The sequence below is a fragment of the Ascidiaceihabitans sp. genome, from assembly GCF_039986515.1.
Classification (GTDB): Bacteria; Pseudomonadota; Alphaproteobacteria; order Rhodobacterales; family Rhodobacteraceae; genus Ascidiaceihabitans.
The window spans coordinates 13,445-31,579 of sequence record NZ_JBDWQO010000014.1; the positions used below are offsets into that span (position 1 = coordinate 13,445).

12 protein-coding genes are annotated in these 18,135 nt (G+C 52.1%); 7 read left to right on the plus strand and 5 right to left on the minus strand.

Translation table 11 applies throughout. The annotated features are described in order from the left end of the window. Positions 1-45 precede the first annotated feature (45 nt). From ABJL60_RS12435 to ABJL60_RS12455, 5 genes are all read left to right on the plus strand, one after another. Positions 46-822 (plus strand): TnsA endonuclease N-terminal domain-containing protein, encoded by a 777-nt coding sequence (locus ABJL60_RS12435; RefSeq protein WP_348431227.1) that lies wholly within the window; start codon positions 46-48, stop codon positions 820-822. After that, a complete protein-coding gene (locus ABJL60_RS12440) occupies positions 819-2,960 on the plus strand; it encodes a Mu transposase C-terminal domain-containing protein (RefSeq protein ID WP_348375808.1) in 2,142 nt (713 codons plus the stop codon). Before ABJL60_RS12435 ends, ABJL60_RS12440 begins: the two co-directional genes overlap by 4 nt. Beyond that, entirely contained in the window at positions 2,957-3,958 is a 1,002-nt protein-coding gene (locus ABJL60_RS12445) for an ATP-binding protein (RefSeq protein WP_348375809.1), read from the plus strand. Before ABJL60_RS12440 ends, ABJL60_RS12445 begins: the two co-directional genes overlap by 4 nt. Positions 3,959-4,008: 50 nt before the next feature. Then, positions 4,009-5,763, plus strand: a complete 1,755-nt coding sequence (locus ABJL60_RS12450) for a TniQ family protein (RefSeq protein ID WP_348376059.1) — start codon at positions 4,009-4,011, stop codon at positions 5,761-5,763. Between the two features lie 108 nt (positions 5,764-5,871). Next, on the plus strand, positions 5,872-9,297 hold the full coding sequence (locus ABJL60_RS12455) for an AAA domain-containing protein (RefSeq protein ID WP_348376060.1): 3,426 nt from the start codon (positions 5,872-5,874) through the stop codon (positions 9,295-9,297). 264 nt (positions 9,298-9,561) lie between these two features. Here the strand turns inward: ABJL60_RS12455 and ABJL60_RS12460 are convergent, their stop codons facing one another. Next, complete coding sequence (locus ABJL60_RS12460; RefSeq protein WP_348375810.1) at positions 9,562-11,865, minus strand: adenosylcobalamin-dependent ribonucleoside-diphosphate reductase; 2,304 nt, start codon at positions 11,863-11,865, stop codon at positions 9,562-9,564. A 173-nt stretch (positions 11,866-12,038) separates the two neighbouring features. Between ABJL60_RS12460 and ABJL60_RS12465 the strand changes: the two genes are divergently transcribed. Further along, positions 12,039-12,470, plus strand: a complete 432-nt coding sequence (locus tag ABJL60_RS12465) for a DUF1489 domain-containing protein (protein ID WP_108827442.1) — start codon at positions 12,039-12,041, stop codon at positions 12,468-12,470. A 6-nt stretch (positions 12,471-12,476) separates the two neighbouring features. On the opposite strand, the gene ABJL60_RS12470 is transcribed toward ABJL60_RS12465, so the two are convergent. Together ABJL60_RS12470 and ABJL60_RS12475 are read right to left on the minus strand one after the other, a co-directional pair. Further along, positions 12,477-13,109 (minus strand): 2-hydroxychromene-2-carboxylate isomerase, encoded by a 633-nt coding sequence (locus tag ABJL60_RS12470; RefSeq protein WP_348289001.1) that lies wholly within the window; start codon positions 13,107-13,109, stop codon positions 12,477-12,479. A 316-nt stretch (positions 13,110-13,425) separates the two neighbouring features. Next, positions 13,426-14,088 carry a Hint domain-containing protein gene (locus ABJL60_RS12475; RefSeq protein ID WP_348375811.1) on the minus strand — a complete coding sequence of 221 codons (663 nt, stop codon included), beginning with the start codon at positions 14,086-14,088 and terminating at the stop codon, positions 13,426-13,428. 346 nt (positions 14,089-14,434) lie between these two features. Here ABJL60_RS12475 and ABJL60_RS12480 point away from each other — a divergent pair, with 346 nt between their 5' ends. Then, a complete protein-coding gene (locus ABJL60_RS12480) occupies positions 14,435-16,480 on the plus strand; it encodes an EAL domain-containing protein (protein WP_348375812.1) in 2,046 nt (681 codons plus the stop codon). Between the two features lie 16 nt (positions 16,481-16,496). Here the strand turns inward: ABJL60_RS12480 and ABJL60_RS12485 are convergent, their stop codons facing one another. Both ABJL60_RS12485 and ABJL60_RS12490 read right to left on the minus strand, forming a co-directional pair. Continuing rightward, positions 16,497-17,147 (minus strand): sulfotransferase family 2 domain-containing protein, encoded by a 651-nt coding sequence (locus ABJL60_RS12485; RefSeq protein WP_348375813.1) that lies wholly within the window; start codon positions 17,145-17,147, stop codon positions 16,497-16,499. 76 nt (positions 17,148-17,223) lie between these two features. Further along, positions 17,224-18,135 (minus strand): DMT family transporter, encoded by a 912-nt coding sequence (locus ABJL60_RS12490; protein ID WP_348375814.1) that lies wholly within the window; start codon positions 18,133-18,135, stop codon positions 17,224-17,226.

Here is an 18,135-nt window from a genome sequence, read left to right on the forward strand (position 1 = left end):
TTGCGGCGGCGTTAGCTATTGTTTTCACGCAAATGAGGGAGGCGCATGATGTCGTCACCAACAGATGACCTGCGGGTCAAAGATCAACCAACAAGAACACCGAAATCTGAACCTTGTGCTCGACAATCCTATGTGGATTGCTCGTTCGGGTTCGTTAAGATCCCGTTAGAAAGCGCTGGAACTAGAAAGCTCAGCAAGCGATCTCGACAAAGCAGCCGGGGCGGGATCCCATTCTTTAGCCAGAAGCTGAAAAAGTACATCACTTTGAAAACCGAAAGCCACCTTGAGGGGGATGGCTTGTTTGTCGCCATGGCTGATCCGGAGGTTGTTCATATCTGGGACCAGCCCAGTTCAGTTACGTACACATGCGAGGATGGTCGTGAGGTGGCTTATACGGCGGATGCGCTTATCGAGTATAAGTCTGGTTTCAAGGTGTTGGTCGAAACAAAACCATTTGCGATCGCCCAAAGGCGAAATACAGAGCTGAAGTTGAAGCATATCGCGCAGTTCGTACCGCCGGAATTTGCAAACCAAATCTCCCTCTTCACTGAGAAAAGCTGCCCGAAATGGTTCGTTGCAGACGCCCGTCGTGTGCATGAGTTTAGTAAGAACCCAGACCCCGAAGCAGATGATGCCGTCCAAAGTGTAATAACCTGCTTGGCAGGAGAAACCACGATAGGCGCGCTTGTTCGTGAGACTGACCTTGCCGGTCGAGGCTTCCGCGCAGCGTACCGCACGGTTTTTCGCGGCGAGATCCGCAGACTAAAAGCGGCATCCCTGACCAGAGATAGCCTTGTAGTCAAAGGGGGGAGCATCGCATGAAAAATGCACCGATATTCAGAATTTATCCCCACGACAAGGTCGACTACCTTGGCTCAAACTGGAGGGCGTTCACACACGGGTCCGAGGGTGTTGTACTTCGCAGTGTAGAAGACCCCGAGATCTTCGACACCATACCACATGAGAAGCTCAGGCGATTGTTGAAAGCGCCGCATTTCAAAATCTGGCCTGGGCATTACTCTCAAAAATCAGCGCGCTTCCGGGCCGTCGGCACGGAAGAACTGATTACGAACCTTCCCCCATGGCAGCAAGAAACGATCCGCCATCGGTTGTTTTGCGTCCAAAGGTGGCTGACTGAAGAGGATGCTGGGAATGTAAAGCGAACGCCTCTGTGTTCGGCAGCGTTCATCACTGCGCTTGATGTCGAAATGATGAAGAGGTGTATCGGTAATAAATTTCAGCATAAGAAACGGCAAACGGGCCAAAAAGTTGAAATCACATTCGGGCCATCTTTCGACACTCTAATCAGATGGGTCAGAAAGTACGAGAAGTCGGGTTGCGACCCGATGAGTCTCAAAGACGGAAGATGTAATTCAGGCAACTGGAATCGGAAGTTCTGCGACGAAACTTATGCCTTCATTGATGACCAAATTCTTGCTTACGCTTCGCCCGATAGGCCCTATGCAAATGCTGTGGCATTAGAAACCCAGTGGGCAATTGATGATCTGAACGAAATTCGAGCAGAGGCGGGTGAAAATCTGCTGGGGCGACCGTGCAGTAGACAAATCGAGCGGTATATCTCAGATCTTCCACCGTTTTTTGTAACGTGTGAGCGTGAAGGGATTGATCGTGGGCGTAGTCAATTCATGAGTTCTTCGGCTGGCCTAGAAACGCTCATACCGTGCGAACGCTTTGAGATGGATGGCTGGAAGGGAGATTTCATGATCTTGCTTCGGGATTCTGGCATTGCGAGTAAGCTGCCTCCTGAAATCCTGAAGAAAATTCCTAGAAAACGTGTTTGGGTGTACGTCGTAATTGACCATGCGACACGGTGCGTTGTTGGGTTGCGCGTTGTTATGAGCGGCAAGGCTGACGAAACTGTGCGTGTCCTCGAAATGGCAACCCGCGACAAAACGGCAATATCAGATGCCGTTGGCACAACCTCTGATTGGGTCGAAGGGGGCGGGTTCTCAATGGTCGTGTCTGATCAGGGAAGCGAATTTGCAAATGATCGGTACGAAACCGCCGTGCTGGCCGCACTAGCTGCTTATGAGAGAAATCGTGCTGCGGCCCCTTCCTTAAGGGGGGTCAATGAACGGCTGTTCGGTGTTTTTTCAACTAAATTGACGCCAATGATGAGTGGTCGGACGTTTGGGAACATTTTTGAACGGGGCGATGTCGACCCGGCTTCCACGGCGGCGTTAACACCTGAGCAGCTTTTGCGCATCTTGATTTGGTATGTTGTCGATATCTATCACAGGACCCCTCATTCTGGCATTGGCTACACGGCCCCATCAGTCAAATGGGCAGAACTTACCAAAGAAGTAGGGACAACCGCACCGCCAGATGGCTATCGGATGCGTGCGGCTTTTGGAGAAGCACTCACTCGTCGAGTTGACGGGACAGGCTTTCTTGTGAATGGAATTCGATATACGTGTCCCAAACTCAGAAAGTTCTTCGTTGATCACTATATGTGCGACGTCAACCTACGTGTGGACCCCTATGACATTAGCTGGATCGTTGTTCAGGTCGACGACGCGTGGGTTGCAGCTTATTCTACTATCCCTGATCTTGAGGGTGTCACCTCGGAAGAATGGTCTGGTGCGAATTTGGCGCGAAAACGAAAGGGTCAGGAGCAATTCGAGCGTGACCTCCCAGCTATTCGAAGAGCGATTGCGTCGATCCGGAAAATCAATGGGGACGCAGCTGCCTTGGTTGGGCTTACCCCTAAGAGGTTAACGGCTGACTATATCAACAAGCTGGAAGAAGAGCTCTTCAGCGGGGAAGAGGTCATTCCGTGGAGCGATCCAGAGCCAATCCCTGATGTTGGCGAAATCTTCGCTTCAGGTACGCCCACAGGTCAATCCAGTCATGAACCACCAAAATCAGAAACGCCTGCGACAGATATTCCTAGATCTTCGGATCTCCCGTCCAATTGGACACTGGAGGGCGACAAATGAACGTACAGAGCAAGGAGGAAGTTCTCGAAAGTAATGCGGATCGTATGGTGCAACTCAGCAAACTGTTTGTGCGGCACGACCGTTTTCTTGATCTCGAGCAACGAATTGCCGCTCTAGCGCGCCAGCGACGCGCGGAAATTAGGGATGGAGAGCCACGGGAACGAAAAGGGCTTTCAGTGATCGGCCCTTCTGGTGCTGGAAAGTCGAAGTCGCTTGCGAAGATTAAGAACCAATATCAAGGGCCCCGGGAAGGGGCCCCTGATGACCGTGTCGGTTCCTTCGTGACAGTCGAGACACCTTCACCTGGAACACTCAAATCGACTGGTATCGCAACACTTGAAGCTCTTAACTTTCAGGTCGTTGGGGATCCGAACGCGTCGGAAATATGGAGGTTGGTGCGGCATCATCTCCATATGCATAAGGTCACTTTTTTGCATTTCGATGAGGCGCAGGATTTTATCCTGAACCAATCTGGCCGGGAATCAACCAGCGTTATCAATACAATTAAGAGCCTGACGCAATGCAAGAAGTGGCCAGTTTCTGTCATACTGTCAGGGAACACTGTTCTAGCCGATTTTCTTGATAGCGATTTTCAACTTGGGCGAAGGGTCCCACCCGTATTTTTTGAGAACCTCGTACCCGAAACTGACCTGAGTGACGTCGAACATATCTTGTCCCAGTATTTGAGTGCGGCAGGTTTGGAACTTCAGAGACCTACCGATATGGACGACTTTTTAGCAAGGCTCATTTTTTCGGCATCATGCCAACTAGGGTTGGTGTTTGAGTTTATCCTGGAAGCCATTCAGCGGGTCTTTGATGCTCAGCGACTACGGCTCGGTGTTGATGATTTTCGCGACGTTTATCGAGATCGTACTGGCGCTGTTAATGGCGCAAATCCGTTTGTCGCAAGTGATTACCAAGGGATCAACACGCGGGTCGTTCTTGAGGGCAAGTTGACTAAACAGAAGGGCCCGAAGAAAGCGTGGGTGACGTCGTGAAGTATGGGCGACTTGGGCTAACTCTTCCGGTCGGTGAGCATGAACCAGCGGTGACATATGCCTCCCGAATAGCAGCTTTGAACGGTTGCAATAGTCTATGGTCCTTCTGCGGTTTGACTGGGCTGTCAGCCCTGAAATTGGCTCAGGGGGATGCGGAGACGTTAAAACACTTGTCTGATCTCACTGGGACAGATGTTTCGGCTTTGACCAGATTTACACCTTGCACCGAGACACGGGCGACCCGTTGTCTAGGAGGGCAGATATTTCCCAACAAAGACATCAAAATTCAAACACAGCATATTTGTCCTAAGTGCATTCTAGATAGTTCTATCGATCGTGAATTGTACTTCGCCGCACCTCGCGTGTTTTGGTATTTGGACTTCGTACGCACGTGTCCGAAGCACGGTCTTTTACTCGTGCCATTGCCGGAGCGACAAAAGGGCTGGTTTCCCTATGACTTTGCTGCACGGCTCAAGAGATCTCAGATATCAAGAGACCAGTTGGTCGATTTGATCGCGCCAGCGCCGAACAAAGTCGACCAATTTTCGATCAGTTTACTATCCGGGGACGCTGATCGCTCTTGGCTGGGCAATTCCGACGCGTATGTTGTGTCCCGCACCAGTGAGAGGCTGGGATGCGCCGTCGAAGGAGTGACGTCGGCAAAGTATCTCGCCCGATCTGAACTGGCGAGATTAGCTGATATCGGGTTTGCGGTATTGTCAGATGGGCCCGACGCTTTGCGTGCCACCTTGCTCGACTTGATAAACAAGCGAGGTCGTTCGGGTACACGGCGCGTTTTTGGAGTTTTCTTCAACCTGATGGACGGAAAAATGGGTCAGAAAATTCCATCAGTTCGCAATGTGTTGAGGGAGGTCATTCTAGAAAACTTCGTAGTTCATCCCGGTGACAAATTGCTTGGAGAGCTATGTGTGAAGCGCAGGTTTCACTCTCTACAGTCGGCTGCCGACCAAACCGGGGTACATCCAACAAAAGTCGCGAGTGTGCTGACTGCCGCCGGTCTGATTCCGCGACCTGAAGATACAAATTCCATCCAAATCGAAGCGGAGCCTGCCGAAGAGATGTTGCGTAGGCTGTCGAATGCGGTTCTCACGAGGGACGCCCTCAAATTCCTTGGGCTACCATGGCGGCACCTGATGAGCCTGCAGGACGCTGGGTTGATTTCGCCGATAAACCCAGCATGCGGAGGGCAGTACATGTATTGCCGACATGACCTCAGTCGTCTTCGGGACGCGCTGTGTCAGAATGGATGCAACATAGAACAGGAAGACGACAGTTTGGTGCCCATTTATAAGGCCGCCAATCAGTCAGTTTGCGGTATTGCAGAAGTCGTGAAGCTGCTTGTGTCAGGAAAAATTCAGATTGTCGGCCTAATGCAAGGCCTACGAACTTTTGACGCCATTCGGGTCGATCCAAAAGAGGTCTTTGAGGGGCTTCCATCCTATGAAGCTGTAGAAGCCGCGCTGACGCGGGAAGAGTTGTTAAAGCAATTCGGGGTCTGTGGCGCGACTGTCGCATTTCTTCTTCGAGAGGGGCATTTTGATGAGTTTCGAACGCGCTGCCGTACATCACGCAAGATTCGTTCATATGTAACCAAAGCTAGTGTCGATCGCTTCTCAGAAGAATACGTTAGCCTCAGGAACTTGGCAGTTGAGAGGCAGATCTCTGGGCGCGCACTAAGCCATAGCTTAAAGGGCAAAGGGATTTATGAATTGCCAGTTCCTTCCAGGTGTCGTGGTCGTTTTTTCCGCCGCGCTGACGTGAATTTGGTAAATGAATTATCTTAAACATAAGCGCGTGATCGCGTTGCTGATCGCATTGGCATGTGTTTGTATTAAGGAATTGATTTACGCTGGACCATCAATTCGTTCTAGCGAAAACAGCGATTGAGCATCATGCAGCAAGAATTACAAAAAACCTTAAAGTATTGGCGTGCGTCTCTCGCTGATGGCGCGTTGGGGCAGGGTCGCTTCAAGCAGCGTGATCGGAAAAACTATATTGAACTGTCCAAAGACACTCTGGGCACCGGTGTTTTGCCAAAGAACCAAGTTGAGAAGGTCTTTGAGGGAGAGAAACCTGATACCAAGCTGATGTCGGTCCGACTTTGGCCGATGGTCACCGCCCGCATGAAGTCCCATGGTGCGACGTTATCAAATGGTTTTCCCGAACTCGTTGCTCCTGTCGTTACCGAGGCGTCAGTTGACCGAGAAGGAAATATTCGACCATCACGAAATGTGCTTGCGCGGGACCTACTTACGCCGTTGCCGAATGATGAGTTTTCGCTAGGCGGCATTGAGGATTTCGATACGTTCTTGTCGGCTACACCATTCTCGCCGGACGAAAACTCTCCGATCTGGTCACAATATCTGAGTCACTGCCGCGAAATGCTTGATGCCGTGTCACCAGGGTGGCCAGCAAACGACGACAACTACGTCTCTGCAGGTGTCGGATTCATTGAGGTAGCAGGAGATGCAGCTGCCACCATCGCGCAGGTCATCAAATTATATGATAGTCTCATCGAAGATAAACCTGAGACCCCGCTTTTAGGACAATTGGCGGTTCCGTCTTCAGCGCAAAAAAAACTTTCCACACAGACCGAGGCGAACTTCGCCAATCGCCTTGGCCATGCCAACGATGCGTTTCCTCTGGCGGACCATCAACGTCAAGTTCTCTCGTACCTTTCAACCAGCACAGATGGGGATGTTCTTGCTGTCAACGGCCCACCGGGAACGGGCAAGACGACGATGCTTTTGTCCGCTATCGCCGATGCCTGGGTTCGTGCAGCGCTCGAAGAGGGCAAACCGCCGATCATCGTCGCGGCATCGAGTAACAACCAGGCTGTCACAAATATCATCGATGCTTTCGGAAAGGATTTTGCTGAAGGTGAAGGGCCATTTGCAGGGCGATGGTTGCCTGATCTAAAGAGCTACGGTCTGTTTCTTCCAGCGCGTTCCAAAGAAGCGGAAGCGGCTTTGAAGTATCAGACAGAGCGCTTCTTTCATGAGCTTGAAAACGATGTCTATTTTGAACGTGCCAAAGAGGCGTATCTGACCTCAGGCAACAATGCTTTTCCCGATCTTGAAAACCCAGATGTCGCAAGCATCGTTTCTCAGTTGAGAAAACGAATTGCTGCCGAGGTTTCCAAACTGTCCAGTGTGGACGACGCGCGTACATGGGTTGAGAAAGCAACGGCTAAAGTCGCTGACCTGCTGGGCAATGACCCGGCTACGACTTCGGCCCAGCTTGAAAAGGCCGCTCATGAAAGCGAGGCAGCGCATAAACGCCACAAATCTTGGGAGTCCCGCTGGATCAAACACCAAGCTGATGAATCTGTCTTGCTTTCCTTGTTCAGTTTTCTTCCTCCTGTTGCCCGAAAGAGATTGATGAAGGCACGTGTTGCGCTTGAAGATGCTGGCTGCACGATGGACTTTTCCAGCAAAAGTTCGAGTTCGATTGCAAGCATCGGCACCTCGCTGCGAGAGGCTCTGCGATCGGCTAAAGACGTGGCCGTTGCCGCTCGTCATGACCATGGAGAGGCACAGGCTGCGATGAAGGACCTGGATCAGGCCCGGGATGATTGGACCAGCACAATCGAAAATCTGGGTGCGCCATCAGTACCAGCTTCAGGCGCACTGACTGTTGATCAGTTTGCAGATTGCCACACGCGTTTTTACCTCTTTCGGCTTGCCTGCCACTATTGGGAGGGACGCTGGCTGCTCGAAATGGAGGCGAACCTCAATGAGATTGTCGGAGCACACCGAAAGACCGGGTTAAAAACGGTCGAACCACGCTGGCACCGCCGTATGATGCTGACGCCTTGCGCCGTATCTACCTTTGCAAGCCTTCCGGGCAATATGTCATATGGCCTCAAATCCGACGGCGATTGGAAGACCGGACATATGTTCGACTTCATCGACTTATTGATCGTCGACGAAGCGGGGCAAGTCTTTCCCGAAGTAGCTGCGCCATCATTCGCACTGGCAAAGCGGGCTCTGGTTATTGGAGATACCCAACAGATTGAGCCGATATCATCCGTTTCCAGTGCCGTAGATATTGGTAATCTGCAGAACCTGGGATTTCTGAAAGACACCTATACCGAAGCTGATCTGACCGAAGTCTCAAATACGGGTATGCGCAGTGTTGATGGCAGTGTGATGCGGTTAGCTCAGCAAGCATGCTCGTTTGAGCCGTATCCGGACCTGGAGCGTGGCCTCTACTTGTTTGAGCATCGCCGTTGCTATGACGAAATCATCAGCTTCTGTAATACGCTTTGCTACAAGGGGATGCTCCAACCTAAGCGGGGTAGCGCGACCAAAGAATGCGTTGTCCCGGCAATGGGCTATCTGCATATCGACGGTATGGCTTTGAGTTATGGCGGCAGTCGCGCCAACACTACCGAAGCTGCAACGATTGCTGGCTGGCTTGCGGCAAACCGCCAAGACCTTGAACGGCAATATGATAAGAAACTGGAAGACATCGTTGGTGTTGTCGCGCCATTTGGACGCCAGGTTCAAGAAATCAAAGGAGCATGCGCTGCTCAGGGTATCAGCTCGAAAATGACAGTTGGCAATGTGCATTCTTTGCAAGGTGCTGAGCGACCGATCATCATATTCTCGCCCGTTTACTCGAAACACGCTGACGGGCAATTCATCGATATGTCGCCCAGCATCCTGAATGTGACCGTCTCTCGTGCGCAAGACAGCTTCCTTGTGTTTGGCGATATGGACGTTTTCTCCTCAGCCGCCAAAGGAACGCCCCGAGCAGTGTTGGCCGAGGTTCTCTTCTCTCCCAAAGGTTTTTCACTAGAGTTTGCCGCTCAACCGCGACCTGACCTTCAGATCTCGGATCAATCCTTAAAGACATTGCGAGATGCGGCAGAGCATGACAGCTTCCTGATCGAGGCGCTGTCGTCATCAGCGCGCGAGTTTACTATCGTCAGTCCGTGGGTCATATCCTCGACAATGAAACGCGCTGGTCTGCTCGATGCGTTCCAGAAAGCTACAAATCGGGGAGCTGAGATCGACGTGTTTGTTGATCCGCTCCTTAACCAGTCACGGAATGATGATGGCACGACACAACTCGACATCGCAAAGGCTGCGCTGACAGAAGTGGGTGTCCGCATTCACGAAGTCCGCCAACTGCATAGCAAGATCGTCATTGTGGATGCCAATCAGCTTTGCATTGGTTCTTACAACTGGCTGAGTGCGGACCGAAAGGGACGTTACGCCCGTCATGAAACATCAATCGCCTACAGTGGATCGCATCTTCAGGGCGAGATTGATGTGATCAAGGGAAGCTTGGGTGGCCGCGAAAAGCGGTAGTAAGTTACCTCTTCTTTCCTTCAACAAGCTGTCCCACGTGGGTACGAAGCAGTAACCTGGTTCGTGATCCTACTAGTACGTGAGTTGCGTTGGTAGTGGCGCTTCAATTCGTGGGCAGCATTGCTTCGTCCCGAGAATTGCAACTTGTCGGTCGAGAAGTGGCAACTTAGTAGTCGACGGTTTCGTCAAGCCCCATAAAACATGGCTATTGAGCAGTTTGAAATGTCACCTTATCTGTCGCTCCAGAATCGGCCACCAAACCTCTTAGCCGCACTTGCTATATCCGCAGCTTGCGCATGTCATACATCCCTCGACCATGCGCAGTTCGTAGCTGCCGCAGCTTGAGCAGGCTTTGCCTTTGGGTCGGTCCATGCCGATGATTTCGGCCTGTGGATCCGATTTCAGCCCCATGCCCTCGCCTGCGATAAAGCCCGTTGCAACAAGATGTTGTTCGATAACGCCACCAATCGCCGCCAGAATTGACGGAATATACTTGCCGTTCATCCAGGCCCCGCCTCGTGGGTCAAACACGGCCTTCAGCTCTTCGACGACAAACGATACGTCTCCGCCGCGTCGGAATACGGCAGAGATCATGCGTGTCAAAGCAACGGTCCACGCAAAATTTTCCATATTCTTGGAATTGATAAACACTTCAAACGGGCGACGATGCCCGCCGGTCACAAGATCATTCACAGTGATGTAGATGGCGTGTTCGCTGTCAGGCCATTTGATCTTGTAGGTGCTGCCTTCCAAGGCTTCAGGCCGGTCCAATGGGTCTTGCATGTAGATGACGTCGCCGTGCGGTTGCATCGGCTCTGCGTCATCGTGAGTGACGATTTCGGGGGCCGTTTGATCCGTTTTGTTTGCGGTGTCGTCGCTTACACTCAGGACAGACCCTGTCACATCGTTGGGCCGGTAAGTCGTGCACCCTTTACACCCGGTATCCCAAGCCTGCATGTAGACATTTTTGAATTCATCAAAGCTAATGTCTTCGGGGCAGTTGATGGTCTTGGAAATGCTGGAATCGACCCATTTCTGGGCGGCAGCTTGCATCTTAACGTGATCCGAGGGTGCCAACGTCTGGGCGTTGACAAAATAGTCGGGCAAAGGCGCATCACCCATTTTGTCGCGCCACATTTGCACGGCATAATCGACAACTTCTTCTTCGGTCCGTGACCCGTCTTTTTGCAGCACTTTGCGCGTGTAGGCGTAGGCGAACACCGGTTCGATGCCGGAACTTACGTTGCCCGCATAGAGGCTAATGGTGCCTGTGGGCGCGATAGACGTCAGCAAGGCGTTTCGGATACCGTGTTCCTTGATTTCGGCACGGACGTCTTCATCCATCATTTGCATGGTGCCGGATGCAAGATACGCGTCGGCATCAAACAGCGGGAAAGCGCCCTTTTCGCGTGCCAACTGGACCGACGCCCGATATGCGGCGCGGGCGATCGCGTGCAGCCAGTCTTCCGTTTGACGCGCCGCCTCGTCAGAGCCATAGCGCTGCCCAACCATCAAAAGCGCATCCGCCAACCCTGTGACACCAAGGCCAATGCGGCGCTTGTTTTGGGCTTCGCGTTCTTGTTCTGGCAGTGGGAATTTAGAGGCGTCGACCACATTGTCCATCATACGCACAGCCGTTGCGACCAGTTCCGTCAGCGCATCTTCGTCCAGTTTGGCCGAATCGCCAAATGGGTCAGACACCAGGCGGGCCAGATTGATGGATCCCAAAAGGCACGCGCCATACGGTGGCAAAGGTTGTTCGCCACACGGGTTCGTCGCCGCAATAGTTTCGCAATAGCTTAAGTTGTTGGCAGCGTTGATACGGTCAATGAAGATCACACCCGGTTCAGCATAGTCATAGGTCGACTGCATGATCTTGTTCCACAAATCCAGCGCCTGAACCGTTTTGTAGACCTTACCGTCAAATTTGAGATCCCAAGATCCGTTGGCTTTTACCGCTTCCATAAAGTCATCGGTGATCAACACCGACACATTGAACATGCGCAACCGTGCCGCGTCTGATTTGGCCGTGATAAAATCATCGATATCGGGGTGATCGCACCGCATGGTCGCCATCATAGCGCCGCGGCGCGAGCCCGCGGACATGATCGTGCGGCACATAGAATCCCACACATCCATAAACGACAAAGGCCCAGATGCGTCTGCCGCCACGCCGTGCACATCCGCGCCTTTCGGACGGATCGTGGAAAAGTCATATCCGATACCGCCGCCCTGCTGCATGGTCAGCGCGGCCTCTTTCAACATATCAAAAATGCCGCCCATGCTGTCAGGAACGGTACCCATGACAAAGCAGTTAAACAACGTCACCTTGCGTGCTGTGCCTGCACCCGCTGTGATGCGGCCAGCTGGCAAGAATTTGAAGTCTTCCAATGCTCCGTAAAAAACGTTTTCCCAATGGTCAGCGTCGTCTTCGACCCGTGCCAAATCCCGCGCTATGCGGCGCCAGCTGTCTTCAACCGTCGTATCCAAAGGCGTGCCGTCCGCTTCCTTGAAGCGGTACTTCATATCCCAAATTTGTTCGGCGATAGGTGCTGCGAAACGAGTCATACGGACATCCCTCTAAGGTCGGCGATTCTGATTGGTGGCTTGACGAAGGTTTGGATTAGACCATCTATACCACAAGCGCCACAGGAATTTCTAGAATTTTCGCAACAAATTGTGGGTGACGCGAAGCGAAACGCTATATATAGTATATCCACACCACTTTCGGAGCATCCCGCGTGAGCAGCCACATCAACATCATCAAACTGTCTGTCGGCACCGAAAACGTCGAAGGGTTGGCCGCGTGGCAAGCCACAAAGAGGGCACAAGCCCCCGATGGCAGCCCCCGACACGTCACCCGCATGTGGCCCAAACGCGAAGCCGAAATTTTGAACGGAGGATCCATCTATTGGGTCATCAAAGGCGTAATCCAGTGCCGTCAAAAGATTTTGCGGCTGGATGAATACATTGGATCGGACGGTATTCGACGCTGCAGCATTGTCAGCGACCCGAAACTGATACGCACCCAAGGCAGCTTGAAACGCCCCTTTCAAGGATGGCGTTACCTAAAACCCGAAGACGCGCCCCTCGATTTGCCAGAAGGACGCGAAAACGAAGAACCACTTCCTATCGAATTGAACAAGGCTTTGGCAGAAATTGGCGTTCTATAATCCGTCTTATTCCGGATTTCGAAACGCATTCGGCTCGAATGGTTTTTCCAATGCGCGCGCGACCAATTCCAGATGGTCTTGCCCGTAAAACATGTCCCCGCCCACGAAATATGTCGGTGACCCAAAGACGTTTCGCGCGATCGCTTCTTGTGTGTTAGCCTCATGTTGACTGCGAACGTCGTCCCCCTGCGCCGCGTCCAGCAATGCCCGCCCATCTAGTCCAAGATCCTGCGCCACGTCCATCAATGCCCCCACATCCGCAAGATCAATATCGTCCCGCCAATGCGCTTGCAAAATTGCATGTGCCAACGCGTCGGTGTCCACATCCAAGGGTATGGATGCGATTATCATGCCATTCGACAGATCCAGCGCATTGTCGTGGTAGGTCGGGCGATGGTTTATGATTGAGACGTTGCGAAATTCAGACCAGCGTTCGATTTCGCGGCCGAAATAGTAATCCACATGCGGTCGCGTACGCCCTGCAAAAGACAATCCTCCCGCCGCCTCAACAACTGGCGATAGCGCAATGGGCCTGTGCACCAATGACGCGCCGTATTTTGCACAAATCTCCATCAATCTTGAAGAGCCGATATAAGCGAAAGCTGAGTGCGCGGAATAGAAATACTCGATTTCCGTCATGGGGCGATCCTTTTATTCAATTGCATAAAGGCCCTATCCTAGGTGTCCGTGCTGGCCTTCACCAGCGCCAGTTCTGAAAGGCCTACACCGAACGTCGAAGTATCAGTGCCAATCATGTTAGTTGATTTGAACCCCGTCACAAGATCGCAGGTTTGGCACAAGCCAAATGGCCGGTATTGTCACAGTGCTTTACATGCATTTTGTCCCTGCATCCGACCCACTCCAGCATTGGGGGTGGAGCCCGGTCTGACCGGCGGCCGGATGCAGAGAAGGGATGACCATGGCGCCAACTATTCAGCGCTTGGTCAAATGGGGATCAGCAGGCAATGCCGAATTCATGAGCGGCGAAATGATCTTCGACGACGATGCATTCCGATAAAAAAGACGCATCGGTTCCAGACAAAACATCATAGGGCTGCTGCAACCCTGCGACCATGTCAGTCAACGAAAGATGGGCGCGGGGGCAGTGACACAACAATGACCCCTCCGTGTAGATGACCTGTTCCGAAGCAAAGAAAAGTGTAATGACTTCCAGTCGTTGCACCGGGGGTTGGCGCTTTATGCCGCGCACACCAGCCAATGCGTTGATCGGCACAACTGCAAATGGGTCGCCGTGCTGGTCAACCGCCGCTTCGCTTTCGATCAAGATGCCTTGTTCTGGCAAAACGGTCATGTCAACGCGGTTCCCCAGTGCGCCCGCTGGCACGAACACAGGCCACATATGTATTGGAACCGCTGTTGCATCCACCCACAAGGTGCTGCGACGAATGTCAGTCACCTGTTGCATGCCATGATCAAATGTCAAAACTGAATCACCGATTTCGATGGCGTCAACGGATCGCCAGCCAAGATTGGAGGCGACGCGTGTCCCGCTCAGCAATCCGTGCGTTGTGGCGTTGTAGATACCGCCATCATATGCGCCGGTCTTTTCGACCATCCGCTGCGGCATTCCGTTGGCTTTGTTTTTCCATCCAAACATTGTGTCCATCCCCGTGGTATAAAGCGCCTAAGTTTGCAGCGGCGGCGCATGTGAAGCAGTGAGGACAGATGTTGCGATTCGCATGACGCCGATGGGTCGGCAATTGGGCCGAATTGGGGCATTGTTTCGACATTCCAGAACAGTTCATTAGGGTCGCCTATTATTGATCATCAATTTGAAACAAATTATCTGTATTTCCACGACCCAAAGTGGAAAACGCACCCACTTCCCGTGAAGACCTGGCTTTGTTGTACACCGAATGTGCGCAAAGGTTTGATGGCCTGAACCGTTCATTTACCTCTTACCCCTATCACGATGAGGATCTGCTAATTCTTCGGGCTGGTGCATGTACCGCGTTATCGAATGTCTGACACAAGAACACTCTTTCTGGCTTGTCGCTGTGGCGGCCATTGTGTGTGTGGTCGGCTCCTCACTATCGGTCACTCTTTTGCGCCGTGTTCTGATTGTGAAACACAAAATTAGAACCATTCAGGTCGCCATGGCAGGTGCAATGACCGGGGCTACGATCTGGGCCACACACTTCATCGCCATGGTCGCCTACGACCCTGGCCTTCCCCACGCATATGAACCGATTTTGACAGCGGTTTCCCTGGTGATCGCGGTACTTGGCGCCCTGGGTGCAAATTTCACAATGGCATACATGAAAACACGAACGCGGTTTGTTTTTGCAGGCATCATGTTCGGCATAACTGTCAGCGCCATGCATTACGTCGGAATGTCAGCCTATGTGCTGCCAGGTACATTGGACTGGCATGCGACAACCGTTTTTGTGTCCATATGCCTGGGCGCAGGCTTTGGTGCGATCACCTACCACCGTATCGCTTACCCTTGGACGCGCTATTGCACGGCCGGAGGTATTACCGCGATGGTATTGGGTATCTGCACCATGCACTTTGTCGGCATGGGTGCGTTTTCTATATCCCTAAGCCCGCTTTATGACGTTCCGGATCAAGTGTTTTCTGATCATATTCTGGGGCTGATCGTCATTCTGGTTGCGCTTTTTATCTTTATCATGGGGTATGCGGCCCTCAATATCGAACAGGGTCTGTCACAACATGCGAACCAGCAGATGCAATCTGCTGCGATGAAAGACATTTTGACAAATTTGCCAAACCGTCATGCTTTGCATCTCGCCTTGGAAAACTGGACAACAGCGCTGAAAGGCGGTCTCGCGGACCATGTTGCTGTGTACACAGTGAACATTGACGCATTCAAACATATCAACGAACTATACGGCACAGCATCCGGCGACATAGTTTTGTCGAAAATTGCCCAACGCATCGGCGAAGAGCTGCAGCATGAAGACACATTGTTCCGTGCAGGCGGCGATGAATTCGTTATAGTATCGCGTGGGTTCCGCCGAATGGGTCAAGTCACCTCAATGGCGGACCGCATATCGGCCTATTTAAAAGAACCTTTGAACGTGGGCGACAATCCCATTCTTGTGACGTCATCCATGGGCGTGTCCTCCAGTTTACAAGACGGGCGCGACATGGACACTCTTTTGCAGAACTCCGGCATTGCGATGTTTTATGCCAAAGCAAACCCCGACGTGAACGTGCAGATTTTTGATGCCGACATGCAAAAACAATCACGCGCACGGCTCGAAATCCAAACGGACCTCCGCCAGGCCGCTGCCCGTGGGGAATTGGAACTGGTGTATCAAAAACAAAATAAACTGCCCTCGCGCGACCTGATCGGGTTCGAAGTGCTATTGCGTTGGAACCATCCAACTCGCGGAAGGGTGTCGCCTGTGGAATTCATTCCAATTGCCGAAGAAACCGGGTTGATCCGCGATATTGGGCTGTGGGTGTTGCGCACCGCGTGCGAAGAAGCTGTGCAATGGCCTATTCCTTTATCCATTGCAGTAAACGTGGCACCCCAACAACTGGTACAACCCTCGTTCATTGAAAGCGTTTCGGACATTTTGTTCGAAACACGACTGGCACCCGAACGACTGGAACTGGAAATCACCGAAGCCAGCATAATCGACGACGAAAACCACACATTGCGTGTGATGCACAGGTTGAAGGCAATGGGGCTACGGATCGCGATGGACGATTTCGGAACCGGGTATTCATCTCTGAGTACCCTGCAGTCTTTTCCATTCGACAAAATCAAAATGGACAGAAGTTTTGTGCAGGAAATCCACATAAACCCAAAACGCGCAGCGATTGCCAAAGCCACAATGCTGATCGGGGATGCTTTGCAAATTCCGGTTCTTGCCGAGGGCACGGAAGTCGAAGAAGAGTTAGTTTTTTTAGAAGATGCGGGATGTGCCTATGTGCAAGGTTTCTACTTTGGCACACCTCTTCCCCTCACGGATTTGCACAATTTACTGGCGGGTATTGCCCAGAAAGAAGCATCCTAGGATCAGCAGCTGATTGTCATTGATCAAAACGATATCCGAATTGTTCGATGTCATCTGCACAAGCCCCTGCCACGGCCTTTCGCGTCGCATCATCATAGTAGTCCTGGTAGTGAACAGATCTTTGCGACTTGTTTTGGTGCGGCAGTTCAAGGTCAAATCCCAAATGATCCATTAAGGGGCGTGCATCTTGCACAAAATATTCTAATCTGATGTAGAGACTACACCGATCTGTTCCCGTGATATCCGTGACATAGCGATGCGCAGGGTTTGCAGCCATTGACGCCGCAATCAAATCCGATTGCGCAAAATTCTTGAAATCAACCTGCCCCGCTAAAGACACCGCAGGGTGATCAAAGCGCTGATCGCGAAGCCAATGGTAGTAGCTTACCATGCGATCCCACGGATTTCTGACCATTGTGAAAACGAACATCCCGTCAATATCGCGCAGTGGCAAAAGCCCACCCACATCCGCTAAAGTCGCGTGTTTCCAAAGGCGGCCTTGCGTCTTCACATGGGTCAACTTGCGCCGGCGCTTTAATGCCTTTGGCGTGTCACCCAACATAATGTCATCTTTCATTGCCCGATCTTCCAAGGCCAAAGCCATCGAAGTCCCCCCCGTTTTGGGGGCATGAACAAACACATATTTTCGGCCATAAGAGATGATCATAAAACACAGTCTATAGCAGCCGCAGCCAGCCCCAAGTGCTTTGAGCGGTCAACAGGGCAAAATCTGAACGACCCACCTATTTGGACCGGACGGCGATGATGCCACCAGCCACCATAATCAAAGCAATGCCTACAATCATCAACGGTGTGATCACCTGCCCCATCAAGGCCCACCCAAAGAACGGCCCGAAAATCATGATTGAATATTCCAGCACAGAAACCTGACTGGCCTCACCCCACTGATATGCGCGGGTCAACAAAAATACACCGGCCACCGATACGACGGCTTGCAGCACGATAAAGGGAAATACCGAGAGAATTGGCCAAACCCATCCCCGCAATAAAAAGCCTTGGGTCCCTTCCGGAACGGCAGGGTCGATAATCGCCAACCCGATCAAAACGCATACACCAATGACACCTTGCGACGTCATTATCCCCGCCAACATGGACAATGTACTTTCTTCAGCGCACAAAATACGTGTCACCAAAGACCCTATGGCATAAAAGAGCCCGCCAGCCACCGGCATCAGCATGATCCACCCCGGGGCCCCCTGCTGTACACCCAGTACCAGTAAAATCCCCGAAAACCCGACGACCACAGCCAACACGCGCCAAGGTCCGATGGTTTGTTTCAGCACCAAAACCGTCAGAAGCAGGACAAAGATCGGCGCGGTAAACAACCCTGCCAAGGATTGCGCGATCGGCATAAACGCAAGCGACCCGAAATAAAGCAACATACCCACTGCAACCAACATAGATCGCAAGCCGACCGCCCACCAGCGTCGCGGCCAGATTGATCCCAAGCCCAACATCGAAAGCGCCGCAATCAACGACACGGCCATCACGGCCCGCACCGACAAAAACTGCCAAACCGAAATTTCCAAAGCGATGGTTGCAATGTAGTTGTCGACGAACCCCAACAACGCCATGGCGCCGATCATACAGCCCGCAGCAGCAAGCGGTTTGGTCGGGGAAGCGGCCGCAGACAT

Excerpts from the sequence above, each read along its gene's own strand:
- ABJL60_RS12435 (WP_348431227.1), top strand. The coding sequence starts at position 46 with ATGATGTCGTCACCAACAGATGACCTGCGGGTCAAAGATCAACCAACA.
- ABJL60_RS12440 (WP_348375808.1), top strand. The coding sequence starts at position 819 with ATGAAAAATGCACCGATATTCAGAATTTATCCCCACGACAAGGTCGAC.
- ABJL60_RS12445 (WP_348375809.1), top strand. The coding sequence starts at position 2,957 with ATGAACGTACAGAGCAAGGAGGAAGTTCTCGAAAGTAATGCGGATCGT.
- ABJL60_RS12455 (WP_348376060.1), top strand. The coding sequence starts at position 5,872 with ATGCAGCAAGAATTACAAAAAACCTTAAAGTATTGGCGTGCGTCTCTC.
- ABJL60_RS12460 (WP_348375810.1), bottom strand. The coding sequence starts at position 11,865 with ATGACTCGTTTCGCAGCACCTATCGCCGAACAAATTTGGGATATGAAG.
- ABJL60_RS12470 (WP_348289001.1), bottom strand. The coding sequence starts at position 13,109 with ATGACGGAAATCGAGTATTTCTATTCCGCGCACTCAGCTTTCGCTTAT.
- ABJL60_RS12475 (WP_348375811.1), bottom strand. The coding sequence starts at position 14,088 with ATGTTTGGATGGAAAAACAAAGCCAACGGAATGCCGCAGCGGATGGTC.
- ABJL60_RS12480 (WP_348375812.1), top strand. The coding sequence starts at position 14,435 with ATGTACCGCGTTATCGAATGTCTGACACAAGAACACTCTTTCTGGCTT.
- ABJL60_RS12485 (WP_348375813.1), bottom strand. The coding sequence starts at position 17,147 with ATGATCATCTCTTATGGCCGAAAATATGTGTTTGTTCATGCCCCCAAA.
- ABJL60_RS12490 (WP_348375814.1), bottom strand. The coding sequence starts at position 18,135 with ATGTCTGCGGCCGCTTCCCCGACCAAACCGCTTGCTGCTGCGGGCTGT.